The following is a 21,379-nucleotide window of genomic DNA, read 5'->3' as shown; positions in this document are numbered from 1 at the left end:
ATCTAATTTTTACCTATTGTTGAGAAAGTGCTAATTTTTTTGTTTGATCCTCTAAAATTAAAGCATCTATCATTTCTTCAATATTCCCATCTAAAAATGCATCAAGTTGATAAATAGTCTTATTTATTCTATGATCTGTTACTCTTCCTTGAGGGAAATTATATGTTCTAATTTTTTCAGATCTATCTCCTGTACCTACTTGAGATTTCCTATCTTCTGAAAGCTCTTTTTGTTGTTCCTCTAATTTGTGTTCGTATAATTTTTGGTAAAGAATCTTCATAGCTTTATCTCTATTTTTATGTTGAGATTTTTCATCTTGCATAGACACTACTATTCCTGAAGGAATGTGAGTTATACGTACTGCAGAGTCAGTTGTATTAACATGTTGTCCGCCTGCACCAGATGATCTAAAGTAATCAATTCTTAATTCTGTAGCTTCGTTGATTTCAACATCGACTTTTTCAGCTTCAGGTAAAACAGCAACTGTCGCAGTTGAAGTATGAATACGTCCTGACGTTTCTGTTTGAGGTACTCTTTGAACTCTATGAACTCCTGATTCATATTTTAATTTAGAATATGCTCCTTCTCCTTTAACCATAAATATAACTTCTTTAATTCCACCAATTCCCTGTTCTGAAAGTGAAACTACTTCAATTTTATATCCTTGTTTATTTGAATACATTTGGTACATTCTATACAATTCACCAGCAAATAATCCAGCCTCATCTCCCCCTGCACCAGATCTTATTTCTACATATACATTTTTATAGTCATTTGGATCTTTTGGAACAAGTAAAAATGTTATTTTTTCTTCTAAATTCACTAAATTTTCTTTAGCTTCAACAATTTCCTCATTTAGTAAATCTTTCATTTCCTGCTCATCAGCCATTTTTAACATTTCCTTATTTTCTTCAATAAGATTTTCATTTTTTCTATATTCTTCATATGCTTCAACTAAAGGCTTGATGTCAACATACTCTCTATTAACTTTCTGCCATACATCCATATTAGCTAATAGCTCCGGAGTAGCCAATTTCTTCTCTAACTGATAATATTTTTCTTTTGTTAATTCTAATTTTTCAAACATAACTCACCTATTACTATCCTATCTAAATTCCCATAATCCTTCTTAATTTTAATATTATTATATCCATGATTCAAAAGCAAATCTCTTACAATTTCAGCCTGCATATATCCAATTTCAAAAAATATTTTACCATTTTCATTCAAATATTTTGAGGCATCCTTTATTATTTTTTCATAAATTTCAAATCCCTTTTCACCGCCCACAAAAGCATTTTTAGGCTCATAGTATATTATTTCATCAACTTTATCATATTCTTCTTCACTCAAATATGGTGGATTTGAAACTATTATATCAAATTTACCATCAATATTTTGAAATAAATCTGATTCTATAAATTTTACATTTGAATTAAACTTAGCCGCATTTTTCTTAGCAACATCCAATGCATCAACTGAAATATCAGATGCATAAACATTACAATTTGATGACTCTAAATCAATTGAAATAGCTATCGCCCCACTACCCGTACCAATATCTAAAATTGATTTTCCTTCTAAATTTTCCTTTAAAACTTCATCAACCAACAATTCTGTCTCCGGTCTAGGAATTAAAACATTTTCATCTACAATAAAATCTCTACTGTAAAAATTCCATTTTCCTATCGCATATTGTAACGGAATTTTATCATTCAATTTTTCCTGTATTTTCATAAATTCCAGATATTTTTCTTCGCTTATAATGTTAAATCTATTTTGAAAAATATCAGCTAATGTATAATCTAAAATATATTGCAAAACCGTTTTTGTAAATCTATAATTTCCATTTAATAAATCATTTATTGTTACATCTTTCATATACACCCCTGATATACATATTCTATGACAATTAATTATATCATAAAACATTCATTTTACATAATCTTGAAGTATAAAAATTTAGTATGAGATATACTCAAAAATTTAATATTATAATAGGTATAATTAGGAAATACCAATTACTATATATCTATTTAATCTTAAAATATTTTACACTAAGTAGTGTTGATGATAAAGTATTTCCCTTACCGCTTATGTTTAAGGTGAGGTGATAAAGGTGAATTGATAAAGGTGAGGTGATAACGGAATCAAACCATTTATTTATTTTTCAATTTTTTGGTTCTATATCTTCTCAAAATTACCTCTAAATCTTCCCGAAATTTCAAACCATTTATTCATTTTTCAATTTTTTGGTTTTATATCTTCTCAAAATTACCTCTAAATCTTTCCGAAATTTCAAACCATTTATTCATTTTTCAATTTTTTGGTTCTATATCTTCTCAAAATTACCTCTAAATCTTTCCGAAATTTCAAACTATTTATTCATTTTTCAATTTTTTGGTTCTATTCTACCAAAATACAATGAAAAATATAAAACTATTTTTTATTTTTTCAGTATTTTAGTTTTATTTCTTAGAAAGATATTAAAAATATATGCAATAAGTATTGTTACCAAAAAATTTAAAAGAATAATACACAATAAAAAAGAATTAGAAATTTTAGTCTCTAATTCTCTCATTTTATTACTTTAATTTCCACCAACTCTACTTGTGCCCCTAGGGTACTTAACAAAGAATCTCTATATATTACTTTAATTCTTTACAAGCACTAACTTCGTCTTAAAGGATATTTGAAAATAACTTAGTAATCTAAATTATTTTATATATACATCAAACAAATCTAATGTGCATGATTCACATCTATCATAAACTTTACCTTTAGCTCCAAAAGGCGTATCAATAACTGTACCTATTGCTATACTAGGATTTGATGCTAAAACTATATACCCATCTTTATCAGTTACATATCCCAACTTACTTATATGTCTTCCAGGTATACTTAGTCCATATCCCGGCAAAACACTTTCAGAGTAATAAGTAAACTTATGTCCACCCCAATAAATTACTCCACGCCATTTAAATTCATTTATTGTATATTCCAGTGGAGAACTACTTATAAAAGATGATTTAACTTCATTCTTTACAACTTTATTGGAGTCTGATTTTGTTTCAATATTTTCTAATTCTTCTTTTTTATCTCTTAATTCAGCAAGTTTTGCAGCTTCTGTTTCTAAAGTAATTTGTTTTTCAATATTTGAAATTTCTAATTCTAATGAAGCTTTTTTATTTTGAAGAGTTTTCTTTTCAGATATCCTTTCGTTTATTTTTGATTCATAATCATTTATAAAATAATCTAATTGACTTATCTTTTCTAAATGCTGCCCTTCTTGTTTCTTGATTTTATCTAATAATTTACCTTTTTCAGTTTTTTGTTTATGTAATTCAGTTTTTTCTTTTTCTAAATTTTTTTTAGTTATCTCTAAAACCTTTTTTTGACCATTTAATTCCGTAGTCAATTTATCCAATTTTAATTTAGCACCTTTTAGCGATTCTATCAATTCCTTATCATTTTTAGTAATAGCAGCCATCATCTTATTTCTTGACAAAAAATCATTAAAATTTTCAGATGAAAGTAAAACTTCAACTTTTTGAGCATCACCCATTTTATACATAATTTCTAATCTCTTTTTTAGTAATTGTGTATTTTTCTCAATTTTAAATCTAACTTTATTTAACTCTTTTTCATTTTCAGCTTTTTGTTGCTTTATTTCCATAAGCTGAATTTCATTTTCGTAAATTTTATTCAATATTTTACGTATATTACTATTTATATTATTAACTTGACTTTCCAAAGATTCTTTTTCAATTTTTAATTTATTTAAATCTTGGTTAATCAAATTTTTTTTATTTTTATTAATGCTTATATCATTTCTATAGATATTTATTTTATCATCTCTACTATTCATATCTGAATCAATACTATTTAATGAACTTTTTGCTCTTTCAAGTTTTTGATTTAATTCAGATGCGTATTTAATAGCTGTATTACCAAATAATAAAATCGCAGATAATACATACGCTGCTAATCTTATATATTTATTTCTACCTGACATAATTTTCTCTCCATAATATACGACTCTTTAAAATTAATTATATCACAAAAAGATTACAAAAATTACAAAAAGGTAAAAAAATAAGTTAAATTATTACAAAAAAGTTAATATTATATATTTCATAAAAAATATCTGCCGGAAATAACCCAGAGCAGATATTTTTAATACCCCACTAATAATTTAATTGTCTGTAATACCTTCTAATTTCAGTTGGATGACAGTTAATTTTTTCTATATAGGCATCAATTCTAGAATTTATTACTTTCATTACTAAATGAGAAATTGCCCCTCTATATTTTTCACTTATTCCCGGTAGTGAATAATCTTTAGTATCTATTATAGTATATCTCGAAGTCACTCTAGGTAGGAATTTTGCAACTCTATCACTTAAAGGCCTTTGTGAATCTTCTCCAACATATACTGTAACGTTTGTATCTTTTTCGATAATTTCTAACATTCCATGGAAAAATTCACCACTATGAATAGATTTCGTTCTTAGCCAATGTTGTTCTTCCCAATAACACATAGCATATGAATATGTAGCTCCATACATATTTCCTGCTCCTACAAAATAATGAATTGAATCTTCGTGATGAAGCTCAGCAAAATTTTTACCAAATTCTTCTGCTTCATACGCAGTTTTTACTAAAGCATTTGGTAAATTTACCTCTAGTTCTTTGTAGTATTCTTCATAGTCTTCAAAAACACCTTCTAAATTCATAAATCTATCAGCTACCATAAAAAATTTAAGTTGTTCATTTTCAGGATATGAGATTACATAATCAGCGTATTTTTCAATTGGTGTATTTTCTTTATCAATAAATGCTAATACTGTAGCTTTTGTTTTTTTTCTTAAAATTTCTAAAGCCTTAATCATATCGTCAGTTGTTCCTGAAACTGATGATAAAATAACTAATGTATCATCTACAATTTTTTTATTTCCTGTTACATAATATTCACAAGCATTTTCAACAAAGAAATCTAGGCTTGATTTCTCTCTCATATGAATCTCTACTTGAAGAGATGATGCATATGTGCCACCAACGCCAAGCCAACAAATGTTTTTAAATCCTTTTTTCCAAACTTCATCAACAACTTCATTTATTTTACTTCTTAACTTCAAGGCTCCGACTGTGCTTTCAAATAGTTTTTTTTCATCAAATTTTATCATTTTTTAACCCCCATAACTTTATGCAAACACTCCAAAATAAGCTCCTGCAATCCCAACTAAAACTGTCACAATTATCATCAAAATTACACTAACTTTCTTTTTTAACATCCAGTAATACAACCACGTAACTGAAAGTCCGACTATTCCCGGCATAATAGAATTCAATATCTCTTGAAGAGATTTTGCACTTTCCCCTTGTCCTAATTTTATTGCGAATTCAGTATATACCATCCCTGATGACATACCTCCTATTAAAAGCATAGCTAATATACCAGCTGCCATCATTAACTTATCCATCGCTCCAGATTTTTGTAATTCTGTCAAATATGAAAATCCTAAATTATATCCCTTTTGAGCACCCTTTATTCTTAATAAGAATGCAGGAATGTTATATATTAAGAAATATAATATCGGTCCCAAAAGGTTTCCCTGCAACGCAAATGACAATCCAACACTAACAGCAATAATTCTTATTGCTCCAATAAATACTGAATCACCTATTCCCGAAAGCGGACCCATTAAAGATGCTTTTATTGATGAGATTGCTGAAGAATCAACCTCTCCGGCTTTAGCTGCCTCTTCCATTGAAGCAACTACCCCGCCAACAAATGGTGCAAATTGTGGAGTAATATTGAAAAATTCTAAATGTCTTTCTAATGCTTCCTGATACCCTTTAGGATCATCATGATAAATTTTCTTTAATGCCGGTTCCATCATCATACAAAATGCAACATTCATTTGTCTTTCATAATTCCATGAAAATTCCATACCTAAAGAACCCTCATTAACTGACATTTTTATAATATCCTTATTGGTTAAAACTTTATTAGAAATCATCATCCTCTACCTCCTCTAACACTTCATTTGATAATAAATCTGGAGAAGTTGCATGTTTAGTATTGTTTCTTAAAAATCCAAAAGTAACTAAAACATAACACACCCCTAATATTGCAATTCCTAATGTTGACATTTTTAAAAACGCACTAAATACAAATCCTATAAAGAAAAATGGAATTAATTCCTTTTTTATTACCATTTTCATCAACATCGCAAAACCTAATGCCGGAAGTAATCCTGCTGCTGCTCCTAAGCCTGTTATTACAAATTGCGGTACAGATTCGAGTACAACTTTCATAGAGTCAACGCCCAGTCTATATGCTAGAAATACTAATATAAATCTTCTAAATATAGTTAAAAATCCTATAAATCTATGTGTCCATTTTATCTTTGAAATATTTGCTTCTTTAGCTCCTTTATCAGCCCATCTTAAAGAAAATATACCTATAATATCAAATAAATTTCCAATAGCTAATGATAACAACGCTATTGGCATTGCTAATGCTAATGCTACTTCAGCTCCTTGCTTTGTAGAAATTGCAAAAGCTGTACCTAATACGCCTCCAACAATTACATCAGGCGGTAAATATCCCCCAATAGAAACTGCACCCATAAAAAACAATTCTAAATTCGCCCCTACTACAAGGCCCGTATGTAAATCATTAAATAATAATCCTACAAGTGGACCCAATGTTATCGGTCTAAATATATACAAAGTTCCCATTTGATAATCAAATGTTCCAAATGCAGCTATTAAACCAAGAATTAAAGCTTGTACTGTTAAACTCATATTTTCCTCCTTTTTATATTAAAGTTTTAACATCTTTTTTGCTTTCATTTGCTACTTGTCTCAATTCAACTTCAATGCCTTTATCAATCAATTCTCTCAACATTTTTTCTTCATCTTCTGTTATATAGAATGATTTTCCTAAAGCCCTTGAATTTTCAGAATGTTTAGATCCCCCTAGGTTTAATGATTTAATTTCTTCTACATTATCAATTAAATTTTTTGCATCTTTTATAGAGCTTACAACTATAAGTAATTTATATTTGTCTGTGACTCCGCTATTTATTGATTTTATAGCTTCTTCTATATTCTTTATAACTAATTTTACACCTACTGGTTTAGCTAATTTTAATGTAGTTTTCCACATTTCATCTTTTACCACATCATCATTTGCAATTAAAATAGCATCAGCTCCTAGTGAATTTGTCCACGAAAATGCTACCTGACCATGTAACAATCTATGATCTACCCTTGTTAAAACTATCATAAAACCCCCCTATATTTTCAAATGATTTTTTATCCGCCATAAATGGACAAGCATAGTATTTATCTGATGCAATTTCTAAAGATAAATAATTTTTATAGCCATAATTCTGTAATTTTTCTAGATCTACTTTATAATTTCTTTCGCCATCTCCTATCGCTAAATGCCCCGTTGGTTTTCCATCTACAAAATGAATATGATATATTTTATCCTTAAATTTTTCAAAATAATCTTCTATATCTTCTCCAGCTTTTGCCATAGCTCCAAAATCCAAACATATAAACAAATTATCTCTATTAACCTTTTCTAAATAACATGATAAATCTTCAATGTTATTTACTAAATTTGACTCTATTGGTTGAAGTGCTTCAACACAGACTTTAATATTTTTTTTATCTGCATAATCACAAATTTTCTTTTGCATTGCTACACTTCTTATTAATGCCTCTTCTTTATCTTCATCTAAAAATCCCCATCCAGAAGTAGTGACTATCTTTTCAGCTCCTATTTTCTCTGCAATATCAATAATTCTTTTATAATACTTTATCGTTCTATCAATAATATTTTTATCTCTTGAAGCAATATTATGCGGCTTAGGATTAGTCTGTTCAGGACAAATACAATGAATTTTCACTTCATATCTTTCACTTAAATTTTTTAATACATTTATATCATCATTTTGAATATAATCGACAAAAAAATGTTGCGGTGATGTCCAAATTTCAGCATATTTAAATCCAATTTTGCTAATATATTTAAAAAAACTTTCAAGAGTAAAATACCTATAATGACAATTCATAGCACTTATTTTCATTTCCATATAACCACCTCTCTTGTAATCAAAGATTAGCACGCATAAAAAAATAAGGCAAATGTATTCATAACATTTGCCTTATTTTATAAACCACTTTATAAACCACTTAAATAGTTCTAATATATTTAAACTCAATATCTTGTAGATTAACATATGAATTTGTGTATTCTACAATGATATTTTCTCTTGTACGACCTATATAAGTAGTTTTAAATATTGGTGTAGATTTTTTTATCTCTAAAATTTTATTTACCTTTTCATCAATTACAACTTCTGTTTGTTTATCAAATTTTATTGGTCTATTACTTTTATGATCCATATATTCATAAAGCGATAACTTAGAAAAATCATATTTTATAGCATCTATAAATCTATAAAAAGGAAAATAAGTATATTCCAAACTTAATGGTTTATCATCAACATATCTTAATCTACATAGTTCATAAAAATCCTTAGTAGCTTCAAATATTTGACTTAAATTTTTATCATCATATAACACTTTAAAAGAAATTACCACACTGTGAGTGTATTTTCCTAAAACAGACATATTCATATTAAATGAATCCGGGGTAAAGCTAGATACAATCATCTTTCCTCTAGAATCTTTAATATTAGCTACATATGTACCGCTCCCCTTAAGCCTATATAGTATTCTATCATCTACAAGTTTAGAAATTGCATTTTTCACAGTCATTCTACTTATATTAAGCTCTTCAGCTATTTTACGCTCAGATGGTATTTTTGAGCCAGGCTTAAATTCTAATGATGAGATTTTATTTATTAAATAGTCCTGTACTTTTTTATATAGAAACTCTTTCATCATACTTATCCTCAAATATAAATGTGTACAAATCCGTAAATTCTTCTTTATACATAACAACATCCGCATTTGATAAATATTTTGTCCTGATTAATAAAATTTTATCACCTAAATTATTATTAAAACTTCCAATTTCACGTTCACTTGTATAAACACTCATAAGTGTTCTTTCAAATAAATTGGAAATTTCTATTTTAGACTTTTCATATTTCAAAATTTTTATTAAGCTCTTAGTATTTGATATCGAACAATCAAAACTCCTTTTTAATATTTTCGTTTCAATATGAGAAATTGTTTTACCATCTCTATCAACAATATCATATCTTAGGCTTATAATATCTTGATTATTTTTTGAATTAAATATACTATCAGTAAACTTACTTCCTTTAATCTCTTCAATTATTAAATTTTTAAATTGTATATTATTATTTTTATAAAATTCAATCCAAAAAAATGAATCATCTATATTTCTTTTATATTTTTTCATATTCTTAACCTAAACATAATATTAAAATACAATTTTTAAATTACAAAAAAGTTAAAATATTATGATTAATATTTCTACATTAAATAGTTCTTTTTTATCTAGTATAAACATCAAACCAATCTAAAGAACATGCTTCACATCTATCATAAACCTTGCCCTGAGCACCAAAAGGAGTATCTATTATTGTTCCTTTTTTTACCAAAATATTTGAGGCCAAAACTATGTACCCGTCTTTATCTGTTACAAATCCATTTCTTGTAATTCTTCCAGGGATATCCAAACCTCCTCCGGGTAATACTCTTTCAGAATAATAAGTAAACTTATTACGATTCCAATATATAACTCCCAACCACTCAAATCTATCAATTTTATATTTTTGAGGAGAAGAACTCTTTATAGCAGGTAAGTCTTCTACACTATTAGTTATTGATAATGTTTTAGCATAAATAGTTTTGGAGTCATTAACCTTAACATCATTTTTTAAAAATGCTCGTCCTAATTTATCTGTAAAATATTGTTTATTATCAATTTCAAAATTTCCATAAACTAAATGTCCATTATTTTTATTTAAAAAATAATAGTTATCATCAATATTAAGCCAGCCAACCCTCATCTGTCCACTTTGTTTATCCAAATAATACCATTTACCATTTATATATTCCCAGCCTGTTTTCATAGCTCCGCTTTTACTTAAATAATACCATTTGCTATTTATATATTCCCAGCCTGTTTTCATAGCTCCACTTTTACTTAAGTAATACCATTTGCTATTTATATATTTCCAACCTGTTCTCATAGCTCCATTTTCTTCATCCAAATAATACCATTTACCGTCTACATATTCCCAACCTGTTCTCATAGCTCCATTTTCTTCATCCAGATAATACCATTTACTATCTACATATTTCCAACCTGTTTTCATAGCTCCATTTTCTTCATCCAGATAATACCATTTACCGTCTATATATTCCCAGCCTGTTTTTATAGATCCACTCATATTATCAATATAATATTTTTTATTATCAATAATCTGCCACTCATAATTTTCACCATCAATACTCTCAGTAGCATAAACCGTATTATTTAAAAGAAATATTACTAACACATATGCTAATAATATAATTTTTTTTATATTTTTAAAATACTTCATTATAACTCCTATTGTTTATATTTAACATTATTTATTTTATCACTAAATTAAAAAAGTTACAAATTAATTACAAAATATTTTATTATATCAAAAAAATATATATAAAAAAGCTGATGAAAAATAACTAAAAAATTACTTCTCATCAGCTAATCTGCTATAATGTATAAAATTTAATTTAAAATTAACCAATATTGTATTTTTTCTTAAATCTTTCTACTCTACCACCACGTTCAACAACTCTTTGTGCTCCAGTATAAAATGGATGTGAATCCGAAGATACTTCAACACGAATAACTTGATATTCATTTCCGTCTTCCCATTTCATCGTTTCATTTGATGTTTTAGTAGATCCGGATAGGAACTTGTATCCTGTAGATGTATCTAAAAATATTACTGGATGGTATTCAGGATGTAAATTCTTTTTCATAATATCACCTCTTTCACTTTTATTTAGTTCTTAACCATGTAATTATAACACAATTAATTACTTAATACAACTACTTATATATTATATAATTCCTACTTCATTTACAGTTTTACCAGTTGTTAATATGTCATTGAAATTATCTAATGTAATTTCAATCATGTTTTTCAATGCTTCATCTGTATTTGAGCCTACATGGGGTGTAACAAGCACTTTTGGATACATATCAACTAATTCTCTAACAACCTTGTCTGATATTTCATCTCCACTATTAAATTTTTTGAAGAAAAATGCAGTTTCATTTGCAAATACATCAGTACCAAATCCATCTAATTTATTTGACTTCAACGCTCTTAAAATCGCCTCATTATCTTGTACTTCTCCACGAGCTGTATTTATAAGTATTGCTCCATCTTTCATTTTTGAAATAAACTCATCATTTATCATCTTGTCATTTTGACCTTTAATATATGGAACATGAATACTTACGATATCTGATTCATTTAATAATTCTTCTAATTCAACAAATTTTAATACCTTTTTAGCATCTTCACTTTGATAAATATCATATCCCAAAATGTCAGCTCCTAGCCCCTTAAATAATTTAGCTTCAGTAAGACCGATTTTACCAGTTCCTATTATACCAACTTTACAATTTCTAATTTCTTTACTAAACATAACAGGATCTACACGAAAATCATAATTGCTTGTTTTATTTACAGTATGTGCTGTATGTCTTAAAAGCATCATTGCCAATGTTACCGACAATTCTGCTACTGAATTTGGTGAATATGCTGGTACTCTAGCTACTCTTTGTCCTAATTCTTTAGTAACATTCAAATCAATATGATTAAATCCTACCGTTCTTGTAAAAACTAAATCTATTCCATATTCTTTTAATTTTTCTAAATTTTGTCTATCTGCAACACAGTTTCCCCTTAACATAACCGCATTACAACCCTTAGCTGTTTCAATATTATCATGTGATAATAACTCTTCTATAAGCACCAAATCATATCCATATTTATTATATTTCTTAAATGATTCCACTTCATTTGGTCTTACTCCATAACATGCAATTTTAAGTGTCATATATTTCCCCTTTTATATTTAAATAACTTTTTAACTAATTATATTAAAATAATCCTGTATGTCCTAAAACTTGAACAACAACTATCCAAATTGGAGCCATTAAAACTGCTCCTAATGTTGCTAATAATGATGCGTTTGAAGCTAATAAGGCATCTTTATCATTACTAATAGCATATGCTACTGCAACTGTTGCTGGTGGTGTAGCCATCATGATTACAACTGTTCCTAATCCAACTAAATCAATTGGGAATCCAACTAATCTTAAACCAATTAAAGCTATTACGTTAATTGCAGGCACAGCTATTAATTTCATAACTGTATAATACCAAGTTTTCTTGTCTGAAATAGCAGTTTTGAAGCTTACTGAACCTAATGTTGAACCAATTGCCAACCATGCTAATGGTGAGGCTAAACTTGCTAAATATGTCAATACTTGGAAAAATTGTGGGAATGTTTTGTCCAATCTTAAGAATGCAAATGATTTTTCTACCATTTTACCTGTTTTATCTGCAAATGTTACATCAACTTGTGGTAAGTAGGCTTGGAATATCCAAATAAATAGTCCTAAAAATGTTGCAATTACGATTGGATTTAAAAACATTTTCTTCAAATTATCAGATGTCATCTTTAAGTTACTCATCTTTATATACGCATATGAGTATAAGAAAATTCTATATCCAATATTAAATATTGATGCATATAACGCACCTTGAGGCCCATAAATAGCTGTAACAATTGGAATACCAAAGAATGTTGTTGAGCCGAAAATAGATAAAATTCTTAAAGTATCATTTTCATCACCCTTATATTGAGCATACATTGGTATTGTTAATATAATAAGTACAATATAAACTGCGATACCCCAAATTAAAATACCCATACCTTTGTTTAATGTTTCCGGGTTAATATCTGCCATAAATGATTTCAATGCCAATGCAGGTAAAGATACTGATAATACTACTTTTGTAAGTATTTTACCTGTATTTTCATTAAAAACTTCTTTTTTTCTTAAATAGTAACCAAATAAAATGATTGCTAAACTTGCAAAAATTGCTGTATTAATTTTTTGTGTTTGAAGTGTCTTCACTAAAACATCTATAAAATTCATAATTTCCTCCTAAATATTATTTTGCTTTTTTAGTTTATCATATGCACGATAATTGTCAATATTTTGAGAAAATTAAATAGTTTCCGACAAATTTTCATTTTTATAATGATTTTTGTGGAAACTATCTTTTATCTTTTTTTATCTTTTTTTATCTTAAATATTGTAAAGAAAATTCCTGAAATTACTATTATTCCTAAAGATGCGTAAATTATTGTATTTATAGATGAACTATTTTTTTCTTTTTTATTATCATTTTTGTAATCAGAATTCTTTTTTGCTACTACTGTATCTACACTTTGTTTTACCTTATTTTTATAAGATTTATCACCATATAAAATTATTTCATTATTTCCTTTATCTACAGGTATTTCCTTTCTCATATCTTCAACTGTGTAAAATATCTTATTTTCTTCAGTTTCATTAAAATTATTTTCTTCAAATCTTTTTCTTATCTCGTGAAGGTCAACAAACTTAATTTTGTTATCTTTGTCAAAAAAAGCAAACATTAATCTCCTTGTTCCATTTAGACTGGAAAAAACATAAACTTCTTCTGGATTTTTATTATATTTTTTAAAAAATTTATCTATCAATCTATTATTTGACCCAAAATTTCCTCTAATACCATCTGTAAATGAACACAAGTCACGATTATAAACATTTTTCATCCTTGCTTTTTTTACTTCATATCCTTTTGTATAATCTAAAATATTTATTCCATTATCATTCCTATATATTCCATATATCAATGTATTAATATTTGGTACATCAGATAACTCTTTTTCTAACTTGTCTTTTATTTTATTTTTCTTTTCTACACTTATATCATATGCAATATCTAAAAATACTTCAGATTCATCTAAAGCTTTTCTAACTTATTCCTTATTAATTTTGTCTTTTTGAAGAAAATATGGTTGATAATAAATAAATAATCCATTATCTTCTAAATTTAAATCTTCTATTTCTTCGACATCATCACTTAAACCTATAAAATTAGTTTTAAGTTTATCAAATTTCTTTTTAATTTCCTCTAATTCTTTTTTTTGAAAATCAGATTGATAATATTTTACCTGTGCAAATACATTTGACGGATAAATTATTATAACCATCAAAACAACTAATAATTTAATAATTCTTTTAAGCATTTTTTCTCCTAATATTATGACAGTAAGAAATTTATTCAATTTTTCAATTCTTTCAAATCTACACTGGAAATTATAGAACCTAAAATTATAATTAATCCTAGTATTATGCTGTATAATGTTATACTTTGTTTTAATATTATAAACGAAAAAAATACAGACCATGCAGTATATGTTATATTTAAAGGCATAGCTTTAGATGCTCCTATTTTATTAATTGCTCTATAATACATTAAATAGGACATTGTTCCAAATACGCCCGCTATTAATACATATAATGTTGAACTTGTATATATATTTGAAAATGTGAACTTCCATGCTCCTAAAAATGTTAAAATAACAACTCCATAAAATATGCTTGATGACATTTGTCTAATGAATAATGCATTTTCATCACTTATTCCTTCATCTTTCATCCCATATCCCACTATTACAGCTTCTGAAGCCCAACCTAAACAGCAAACTATACCCGCTACAAATCCTAAAATTAAATTTCCCCCTGCAAAATCTTTATTAGCTTGATAACTTAAAAATATTACACCTAAAATACTCAATATTAATCCAAATATCTGAATCGGTTTAACTTTTTCTTTTAAAAAAATTATAGAAAATATTACTCCAACCGCCGGATAAATTGAGGATATAATAGATGTCAATCCCGGACCAATATTATTAATGGCTATTACATATCCCGACATTCCTATCGGTCCACCTAATAACGCACCCAAAATTATAAATTTACCACTTTTAGTACTTAAGGCTCTTTTTATCTCATTTGTTTGTTTTTTTACGATAGTGATTATTATCATCCATATAGATGAAAACAAATCATGTAAAAAAGTACTAACAAATGGAGCGAACATTAGAGCTTCCGGTGTAGAAACATAATTTGTACTTGCCAAAACTATACTTAAAATAACTGTGTCTAATGCCCATAATATACCTGATAATAAACCGCTAATCATTGTTTTCTCCTTTTTGCACTAATTTTTTTGTTTCATAATCATAATGGAAAATTTTATTATTAAAATTAAAATCAAATCCATTTGCTTTTATAAAATCTTTTGTAGCCACAAAATTATTAAGTTCAGATTCTAAACAATTTAATTTTAAGGCTATTGATTTTATAATTTTAGATCTGGTATCACCAATATAACTTATATCAAATTCTCTTAATTCATTTAATGAATCGAACTCAAATATAAAATTATCAGGATATTTTCTTATCTTCATTTTCAATGTGTCAAGATGATTTAAATATATGCTTTCCCATAGTAAATCATAAGTATTTTCGTCATCATAAACTAATTCTAAAATTTCCTTAAATCTTTTTGAAAAATTTTCATTCCAAAAGGTATGTCCCAGCATATACCATGAATCCTCCGCTCCTATTTTAACTCCTGTAATATATTCTTCATCATCATACGTTACACACCACTCATCAATAAATTCTTTGCTGTATAAAACTGAATAATAGCTATCCTCTACATATTTTTCAAATGGATTTTCATTAAAATAGTTATCTACTGAACAAATATATGAATTTTTCAAATAATCCCTAACAACATAAATACTTGAATTATTGTTACGTCTATCATATTGAGTATTTTGAATTATTTTAACTCCAAATTTTTCTGATAAATAATTAAATTTTTCAGATTGATATCCCGTAACAACTATTATTTCATCAATACCTTTCTCTTTTATTTGCTTTATTTGTCTTTCAATTAGTACTTCTCCCCTAACAACAACTAATCCCTTAGGCATTTCATAGGAAAGTGGTGCAAATCTGCTCGATGCTCCTGCCGCTAATATTATTGCATTATCTACTTTGTACATTAGTCTACAATTCCTTTATTTTTTAATATTTTATAGTAATCTTTAGCATATCTATATTGTGCAATTGAGTATTCTCCATATTCAATTCCAAGTTGACTTTTTATTTCACACCAATTACTCCATACTAATCCGGATACAGCAATATATGCATAAATTAAATTTCTATCTTTTTCAACAGTTTCACCTTTAAAATATGTGTCTATAACTTTATCAACATCCTTTTGATTTAGTAAAGAATATATACAAAACATCGCAATATCAAGCAACGGATCTTGCATTGAAGCATATTCCCAATCTATCAATCTTATTTCTTCTTTAGAATCCGAGTTTTTAAAGAACAAATAATTATCAACATTTGCATCTATATGGCATAATATGAATTCATTTTTATTTTCATCAATAAAATTTTTTAATTTATATATCTTTTCTTTTGTTTCTTCATAATCAATATAAATTGACTTATCTACAATCCATAAACTTTGATAATATTCTAATTTTTCATAAAGATTAAACTCATGGTTTACTTTCAATTTTTTATTATGAAATTCTCTTAAAAATTTCATAGCCTTATTTAAATCTTCATTATTTTCATAATTACAAACTCTTGAATTTTCAATATATTTAGTAATTTTATATCCATTATCAGGATTTATATATATAATATCATCGCATAAATTATATTCTTTTATTAAATTATACACCTCTGCTTCTTCATTCCTATTTATAAATTTATCAGTACCTTCACCAGGTATTCTCATAATATACTTCTGATTTTTTACAGTAAATAAGAAAGATCTGTTAGTCATCCCTTTTTTTAGTGTCTTAATATTAACAATGTCATTTTTATCAACATTAAAAACTTCAGATATAACATCAATTTTATCCGATTCTAAATCTTTAGAATTCTCATCAACTTCTCTAAGTTTTTCATAAGTGTTTATCTCTATATATTCATTATATTTTACTTTTTTAGAATAAAACTTAAATCCAGATTTTATCAAAGCATCTTCCCAAAAACAATTATCATATTCAGATTTTTTTGAATATTTATCTAATAATTTTTTTACTTCTGTTGAATCATTTTTAGATATAAAACTTACTCCTACCATTTGATTTGCTGATTTTTTATCTTTAGTTATTACTATTTCTCTTTTTCTATTTTCTTTTATATAACTAGAGCTACTTTTTTCATCAGATATCATATACCAAGAGTATCCTTCATATTTTGAAAATGGATTTTCATAAAAATATACATCAGAAGGAACAATATAAGTATTTGATATTTTATTTTTAACACAATTTAATGAATGCATATTGTTCTTTTCATGATAAGTCATATTTACTTTTAAGCTTATTCCAAATTTATCTATCAAATATTCATATTTTTCTTTTTGAAATCCAACTACAACTGTAATATCCTTTATACCAACTTCTTGAAGTTGCTTAATTATTCTTTCAATTATTTTTTCACCATTAATTTCAATTAGTCCTTTAGGTTGTTCCATATTAATTGGAACCATTCTTATTCCAAATCCAGCCGCTAATATTATCGCATTTTCAGATTTGTTATCCTCTAATAGCATTTCCGCCCTGTGATATAAAATATTATCTTTGTCAATATACCTATCTTGCTTTAATTCTTGTAAATTTTTATTTACTAGTCCTACAGATATTCCAACTTTTTCTGACAATTCTTTTTGATTTAATTTTTCATTTAAGAATAACATTTTCAAAATATCAAACTTTACATTATTCATGAATACTCCTTTTTATTATTTAATGAATATATTGTATAGTATTTTTACAAAAAACGCAAATAAAAAAGGTACTGTTTTAGTTATTTTGCAACAGCCCCGAATGAGTTGATTATATTACTATTATTTATATTTAAATGGACCATTTTTCGATTGACATTTACACATGACTTCCAAAAGCTTTTTACATGTAAATATTCAAAACTCTTAATTTACATGACTTTTAAAAAAGTTTTTTACCTGTAAAAAGACACCATAATAGATATGCCTTTCAGATATAAAGGAAAAGTATATGACTGTGGCACATACAGAAACCATATTGATGTTTATATTTAATAATTCTAAAAAAATATTAAAAAGGGGCTGTTGCAGAATAGATTATTCTGCAACAGCCCCAAAATAGTTTTTATTAAATAAAAATTCCCGTGCTCCATAGAATTTCAACAATTATTATCCAAATCGGCACCATTAATACCGCCCACAGTGTTGATAGTAAAGCAGTATTTGAAGCCAATATCGGATCCTTATCATTACTAATTGCATATGCAACAGTAACCGTCCCCGGGGGAGTAGTCATCATTATTATTATAGTTCCTAATCCAACTAAGTCAATAGGCATACCTATTAATCTCAATAATATTAAACAAATAATATTTGTAAATGGAACAATTATTAACTTAACAAAAGTATAATACCATACTTTTTTATCTGATATTGCCTCCTTAAAATTTACTGAACCTAAGGTAGCACCTATAGCCAACCATGCAATAGGAGAAGCTAAACCTGACAGATATGATAATACTTTATAAAATTGAGGAAAAGTATTATCTACTCTTAATATAGAAAATGATTTTATTACAGATTTTCCCATACTATTAATTGATGAAATATTAACTTGTGGCAAATACTCCTGAAATACCCATAAAAAAAGCCCTAAAAAGGTTGCTATAATTATAGGATTTAAGAGCATTGATTTAAAATTATTTTTCGTCATTTTTACATCACTCATTTTTACATAAGCATAGGAATATAAAAAAATTCTATATCCTATATTAAAAATAGAAGAATACAAAGCTCCTTGTTCGCCATAAATTGCTATTACTATCGGAATACCAAATGTGGTTGTTGCTCCAAAAATAGTTAAAACTCTTAAGGAATCATTGTCATCATATTTTATATAAATAAGTTTAGATAATAAAATTAAAATTACATATACTAAAATACTCCAAATTAAAATACCTATTCCCTTATGTAATATTTCATGATTTATATCCACCATAAAAGACTTAAATGCTAAAGCAGGCAAGGATACAGATAAAATTATATTAGTCAATACTTTAGCTAAGTTATCTCCAAAAATTTTCTTCTTTCTACAATAATATCCAATCATAATAATAAATAAACTGGAAAAAATAACTGTATTTACTTTTTGTGTTTCTATTGTTTTTATAAATATTTCTATAAAATTCATAACTTCCTCTAGGTTTTAGTCATTTATGTTTAATCCTTAATCATTAGCAGATATTTTTTAAAAAATTTATTTTTTGATAATAAATAATAAGATTTCATTAAAGTAATAAAATGATAATAAATAATATCATAATGGTTTTCTTTTTTTGAATAAAATGCTATATAAAAAATTGATATCATAAAAATTAAAATAAAAATTATAACATCCTTATAAGATTTATTTACTTCATAATTTCTTTCAAAAATAAAATAACCAATAATAAAATATGGAATATATATTGAAAATATATTAGTTTCATATATTGAAGTATTAATATCAATATCAACACCGATAATCATAAAAATTTCATTAATATTCGGTATAATAAATCCTACCAGAATTACAATTAAAGTTGGTAAAATAACTACATTTAACGAAAGTTTTTATAGCTACTGAAATTATAAGTAAAATAGTATAAATCGCTAATATTACAGGAATATACCATAAATTTCCAAATGTATTTGAATAATCAATGAATAATAATTTAATAAAAGCGTAAATATTACCTCCCTACCTATTTATGTATACAATTATTAATAAAACATTAAAGAGACTATTTATTATAGTCTCTATACCTAATCATTTTTTATATTTTCTTTATTTATTAAAAACAATCCATATCCTACTACAGTCCAGAAAAATATACTTATAAAATTTATTGAATACAATATTAAACTTTCAAACAATTCTCCAAATATCATTCCGAAGAATAAAATACATAAAAGTTTTATATATTCACTTTTACCACATATTAAATATTTTAAAAATCTATAACTTATATACATGATTAAAATAGTAAAAGATATCAAATTTATAATACCCCCTACTACCAAAACGGTTAAGAAAATATTATGGAAACTTCCTCCTTTTAACGAATTGTAAATAACATTTTCACTAAAATATTTAAAATAGCTATATTTTATATTATTAATTCCATAACCAAAAATCGGTTTCTCTTTCCACATTTCTATAGCTTTTTTCCATATATCTATTCTACCATTTGAAGATGGATCAGTTAATCTAACATCTAAACTGATATTATCATTTTCTTTTTCCAATTCTTTCATTTTTTTATCTATAAAAGGCACAGATTTTTTATTAACATAAACTTTTTTTATAACAGATGAATTTATATATAAACTTGCTAATGAGTTTATTCCAAATACAAAAACTATAAATCCCAAAATAATAAAAATAGATTTAAAAAATTTTTTTAATATTTCTTTTGTTTTCATCAAAAATATACAATAAAGAACTATCATAAAAATAACACTTAAAATAGCCCCTCTGCTTTGTTGCAACGAAAAATGTATAAGCTGAAAAACAATATTAATCTTAAAATATCTATTTACTTTACTATCTTTATATTTTGAAATAAATAATAAAGCTGTTAAAATACTTACGTAACAAAAAATAGCACTTATATTTGGATTTATTGCCCCCCAAATTCTATGATTTATGACCCCATAAAATGATAAGGTTTTACCCATTGAAAACATAAAAGAAGTCTTAAATGTTAATAATATAAAAGTAAAAATCGAAGATAAGAAGGCAATAATTTGTACAACATAAGTTATCAATTTAAATAAATATTCTTGTGTCTTTGGAGAGTATACTCCCATTATAAAACAATATACCGTCATGAAAGATATATGAGTAATATTTTCTATAAAATTGGATGAACTATTAATAATCGTGGTTATTATATTTGTTATTAAAAGAACAGAAACAAGATAAATAAAGTATTTATCCCAATAATTACTTTTTATCTTCACTCCCAAAATTATAATTAAATTTATTATATTAAGAACAGTTAATACTTTATAAAAAACGTCTACTTTTTGGTACAAAAAAGAACTCATACTAAGTATAGATACTATTATAAATAAAATTTTAAGTAATAACTCTCTTGTTACATTTTTATTCATAAATCACCTAATAAAATTAA

Annotated in this window: 21 protein-coding genes; all 21 read right to left on the bottom strand. The window is 26.2% G+C overall.

Going from position 1 to position 21,379, the window contains the following annotated elements; genetic code table 11:
• Positions 1-13: 13 nt before the first annotated feature.
• Complete coding sequence (gene prfA / locus EQF90_RS01475; protein WP_134710241.1) at positions 14-1,087, bottom strand: peptide chain release factor 1; 1,074 nt, start codon at positions 1,085-1,087, stop codon at positions 14-16.
• Complete coding sequence (prmC, locus tag EQF90_RS01470; protein ID WP_167554093.1) at positions 1,072-1,881, bottom strand: peptide chain release factor N(5)-glutamine methyltransferase; 810 nt, start codon at positions 1,879-1,881, stop codon at positions 1,072-1,074. Before prmC ends, prfA begins: the two co-directional genes overlap by 16 nt.
• An 835-nt stretch (positions 1,882-2,716) precedes the next feature.
• Positions 2,717-4,015, bottom strand: coding sequence for a coiled-coil domain-containing protein (locus EQF90_RS01465; RefSeq protein ID WP_134710237.1), 1,299 nt, complete (start codon positions 4,013-4,015; stop codon positions 2,717-2,719).
• A 172-nt stretch (positions 4,016-4,187) separates the two neighbouring features.
• The gene (locus EQF90_RS01460) at positions 4,188-5,186 is read right to left on the bottom strand and encodes an SIS domain-containing protein (protein WP_134710235.1); all 999 of its coding nucleotides are present in this window, start codon (positions 5,184-5,186) and stop codon (positions 4,188-4,190) included.
• Between the two features lie 18 nt (positions 5,187-5,204).
• Positions 5,205-6,026, bottom strand: a complete 822-nt coding sequence (locus tag EQF90_RS01455; protein WP_134710233.1) for a PTS system mannose/fructose/sorbose family transporter subunit IID — start codon at positions 6,024-6,026, stop codon at positions 5,205-5,207.
• Positions 6,013-6,813: a PTS mannose/fructose/sorbose/N-acetylgalactosamine transporter subunit IIC gene (locus EQF90_RS01450; protein WP_134710231.1), complete on the bottom strand. Its 801-nt coding sequence runs from the start codon at positions 6,811-6,813 to the stop codon at positions 6,013-6,015. Before EQF90_RS01450 ends, EQF90_RS01455 begins: the two co-directional genes overlap by 14 nt.
• 13 nt (positions 6,814-6,826) lie before the next feature.
• Positions 6,827-7,297 (bottom strand): PTS sugar transporter subunit IIB, encoded by a 471-nt coding sequence (locus EQF90_RS01445; RefSeq protein ID WP_134710229.1) that lies wholly within the window; start codon positions 7,295-7,297, stop codon positions 6,827-6,829.
• Positions 7,269-8,114 carry a sugar phosphate isomerase/epimerase family protein gene (locus EQF90_RS01440; protein WP_134710228.1) on the bottom strand — a complete coding sequence of 282 codons (846 nt, stop codon included), beginning with the start codon at positions 8,112-8,114 and terminating at the stop codon, positions 7,269-7,271. The genes EQF90_RS01445 and EQF90_RS01440 overlap by 29 nt, the downstream gene beginning before the upstream one ends.
• 100 nt (positions 8,115-8,214) lie before the next feature.
• The gene (locus EQF90_RS01435; protein WP_167603966.1) at positions 8,215-8,931 is read right to left on the bottom strand and encodes a GntR family transcriptional regulator; all 717 of its coding nucleotides are present in this window, start codon (positions 8,929-8,931) and stop codon (positions 8,215-8,217) included.
• Complete coding sequence (locus EQF90_RS01430; protein ID WP_134710224.1) at positions 8,909-9,415, bottom strand: hypothetical protein; 507 nt, start codon at positions 9,413-9,415, stop codon at positions 8,909-8,911. The genes EQF90_RS01435 and EQF90_RS01430 overlap by 23 nt, the downstream gene beginning before the upstream one ends.
• Positions 9,416-9,509: 94 nt before the next feature.
• A complete protein-coding gene (locus EQF90_RS01425) occupies positions 9,510-10,565 on the bottom strand; it encodes an N-acetylmuramoyl-L-alanine amidase family protein (RefSeq protein WP_134710222.1) in 1,056 nt (351 codons plus the stop codon).
• 181 nt (positions 10,566-10,746) lie between these two features.
• Positions 10,747-10,992 (bottom strand): type B 50S ribosomal protein L31, encoded by a 246-nt coding sequence (locus EQF90_RS01420; protein WP_134710220.1) that lies wholly within the window; start codon positions 10,990-10,992, stop codon positions 10,747-10,749.
• Between the two features lie 81 nt (positions 10,993-11,073).
• Positions 11,074-12,081 (bottom strand): 2-hydroxyacid dehydrogenase, encoded by a 1,008-nt coding sequence (locus EQF90_RS01415; protein WP_134710218.1) that lies wholly within the window; start codon positions 12,079-12,081, stop codon positions 11,074-11,076.
• 43 nt (positions 12,082-12,124) lie between these two features.
• Positions 12,125-13,189, bottom strand: coding sequence for an AEC family transporter (locus tag EQF90_RS01410; RefSeq protein ID WP_134710216.1), 1,065 nt, complete (start codon positions 13,187-13,189; stop codon positions 12,125-12,127).
• Between the two features lie 128 nt (positions 13,190-13,317).
• Positions 13,318-13,935: a hypothetical protein gene (locus tag EQF90_RS01405; RefSeq protein ID WP_134744885.1), complete on the bottom strand. Its 618-nt coding sequence runs from the start codon at positions 13,933-13,935 to the stop codon at positions 13,318-13,320.
• A 126-nt stretch (positions 13,936-14,061) separates the two neighbouring features.
• Positions 14,062-14,331, bottom strand: coding sequence for a hypothetical protein (locus tag EQF90_RS01400; RefSeq protein ID WP_134710212.1), 270 nt, complete (start codon positions 14,329-14,331; stop codon positions 14,062-14,064).
• Positions 14,332-14,366: 35 nt separating this feature from the next.
• Positions 14,367-15,293, bottom strand: a complete 927-nt coding sequence (locus EQF90_RS01395) for a DMT family transporter (protein WP_134710211.1) — start codon at positions 15,291-15,293, stop codon at positions 14,367-14,369.
• Entirely contained in the window at positions 15,286-16,167 is an 882-nt protein-coding gene (locus EQF90_RS01390; protein WP_134710209.1) for an NTP transferase domain-containing protein, read from the bottom strand. Before EQF90_RS01390 ends, EQF90_RS01395 begins: the two co-directional genes overlap by 8 nt.
• Positions 16,167-17,924 (bottom strand): NTP transferase domain-containing protein, encoded by a 1,758-nt coding sequence (locus tag EQF90_RS01385; protein WP_134710207.1) that lies wholly within the window; start codon positions 17,922-17,924, stop codon positions 16,167-16,169. Before EQF90_RS01385 ends, EQF90_RS01390 begins: the two co-directional genes overlap by 1 nt.
• Positions 17,925-18,330: 406 nt before the next feature.
• Positions 18,331-19,392: an AEC family transporter gene (locus EQF90_RS01380; protein ID WP_134710205.1), complete on the bottom strand. Its 1,062-nt coding sequence runs from the start codon at positions 19,390-19,392 to the stop codon at positions 18,331-18,333.
• A gap of 614 nt (positions 19,393-20,006) precedes the next feature.
• On the bottom strand, positions 20,007-21,359 hold the full coding sequence (locus EQF90_RS01375; RefSeq protein WP_134710203.1) for an O-antigen ligase family protein: 1,353 nt from the start codon (positions 21,357-21,359) through the stop codon (positions 20,007-20,009).
• Positions 21,360-21,379: the final 20 nt, after the last annotated feature.

The sequence above is a fragment of the Helcococcus ovis genome (assembly GCF_004524775.2).
Classification (GTDB): Bacteria; Bacillota; Clostridia; order Tissierellales; family Peptoniphilaceae; genus Helcococcus; species Helcococcus ovis.
This window is presented reverse-complemented; position numbering and strand designations above follow the sequence as displayed.

Coding starts and splice junctions, on each gene's coding strand:
- EQF90_RS01465 (WP_134710237.1), bottom strand. CDS start 4,015: ATGTCAGGTAGAAATAAATATATAAGATTAGCAGCGTATGTATTATCT.
- prfA (WP_134710241.1), bottom strand. CDS start 1,087: ATGTTTGAAAAATTAGAATTAACAAAAGAAAAATATTATCAGTTAGAG.
- EQF90_RS01410 (WP_134710216.1), bottom strand. CDS start 13,189: ATGAATTTTATAGATGTTTTAGTGAAGACACTTCAAACACAAAAAATT.
- EQF90_RS01460 (WP_134710235.1), bottom strand. CDS start 5,186: ATGATAAAATTTGATGAAAAAAAACTATTTGAAAGCACAGTCGGAGCC.
- EQF90_RS01395 (WP_134710211.1), bottom strand. CDS start 15,293: ATGATTAGCGGTTTATTATCAGGTATATTATGGGCATTAGACACAGTT.
- EQF90_RS01435 (WP_167603966.1), bottom strand. CDS start 8,931: ATGATGAAAGAGTTTCTATATAAAAAAGTACAGGACTATTTAATAAAT.
- prmC (WP_167554093.1), bottom strand. CDS start 1,881: ATGAAAGATGTAACAATAAATGATTTATTAAATGGAAATTATAGATTT.
- EQF90_RS01445 (WP_134710229.1), bottom strand. CDS start 7,297: ATGATAGTTTTAACAAGGGTAGATCATAGATTGTTACATGGTCAGGTA.
- EQF90_RS01415 (WP_134710218.1), bottom strand. CDS start 12,081: ATGACACTTAAAATTGCATGTTATGGAGTAAGACCAAATGAAGTGGAA.
- EQF90_RS01440 (WP_134710228.1), bottom strand. CDS start 8,114: ATGGAAATGAAAATAAGTGCTATGAATTGTCATTATAGGTATTTTACT.
- EQF90_RS01455 (WP_134710233.1), bottom strand. CDS start 6,026: ATGATGATTTCTAATAAAGTTTTAACCAATAAGGATATTATAAAAATG.
- EQF90_RS01420 (WP_134710220.1), bottom strand. CDS start 10,992: ATGAAAAAGAATTTACATCCTGAATACCATCCAGTAATATTTTTAGAT.
- EQF90_RS01425 (WP_134710222.1), bottom strand. CDS start 10,565: ATGAAGTATTTTAAAAATATAAAAAAAATTATATTATTAGCATATGTG.
- EQF90_RS01375 (WP_134710203.1), bottom strand. CDS start 21,359: ATGAATAAAAATGTAACAAGAGAGTTATTACTTAAAATTTTATTTATA.
- EQF90_RS01400 (WP_134710212.1), bottom strand. CDS start 14,331: ATGCTTAAAAGAATTATTAAATTATTAGTTGTTTTGATGGTTATAATA.
- EQF90_RS01385 (WP_134710207.1), bottom strand. CDS start 17,924: ATGAATAATGTAAAGTTTGATATTTTGAAAATGTTATTCTTAAATGAA.
- EQF90_RS01380 (WP_134710205.1), bottom strand. CDS start 19,392: ATGAATTTTATAGAAATATTTATAAAAACAATAGAAACACAAAAAGTA.
- EQF90_RS01450 (WP_134710231.1), bottom strand. CDS start 6,813: ATGAGTTTAACAGTACAAGCTTTAATTCTTGGTTTAATAGCTGCATTT.
- EQF90_RS01430 (WP_134710224.1), bottom strand. CDS start 9,415: ATGAAAAAATATAAAAGAAATATAGATGATTCATTTTTTTGGATTGAA.
- EQF90_RS01390 (WP_134710209.1), bottom strand. CDS start 16,167: ATGTACAAAGTAGATAATGCAATAATATTAGCGGCAGGAGCATCGAGC.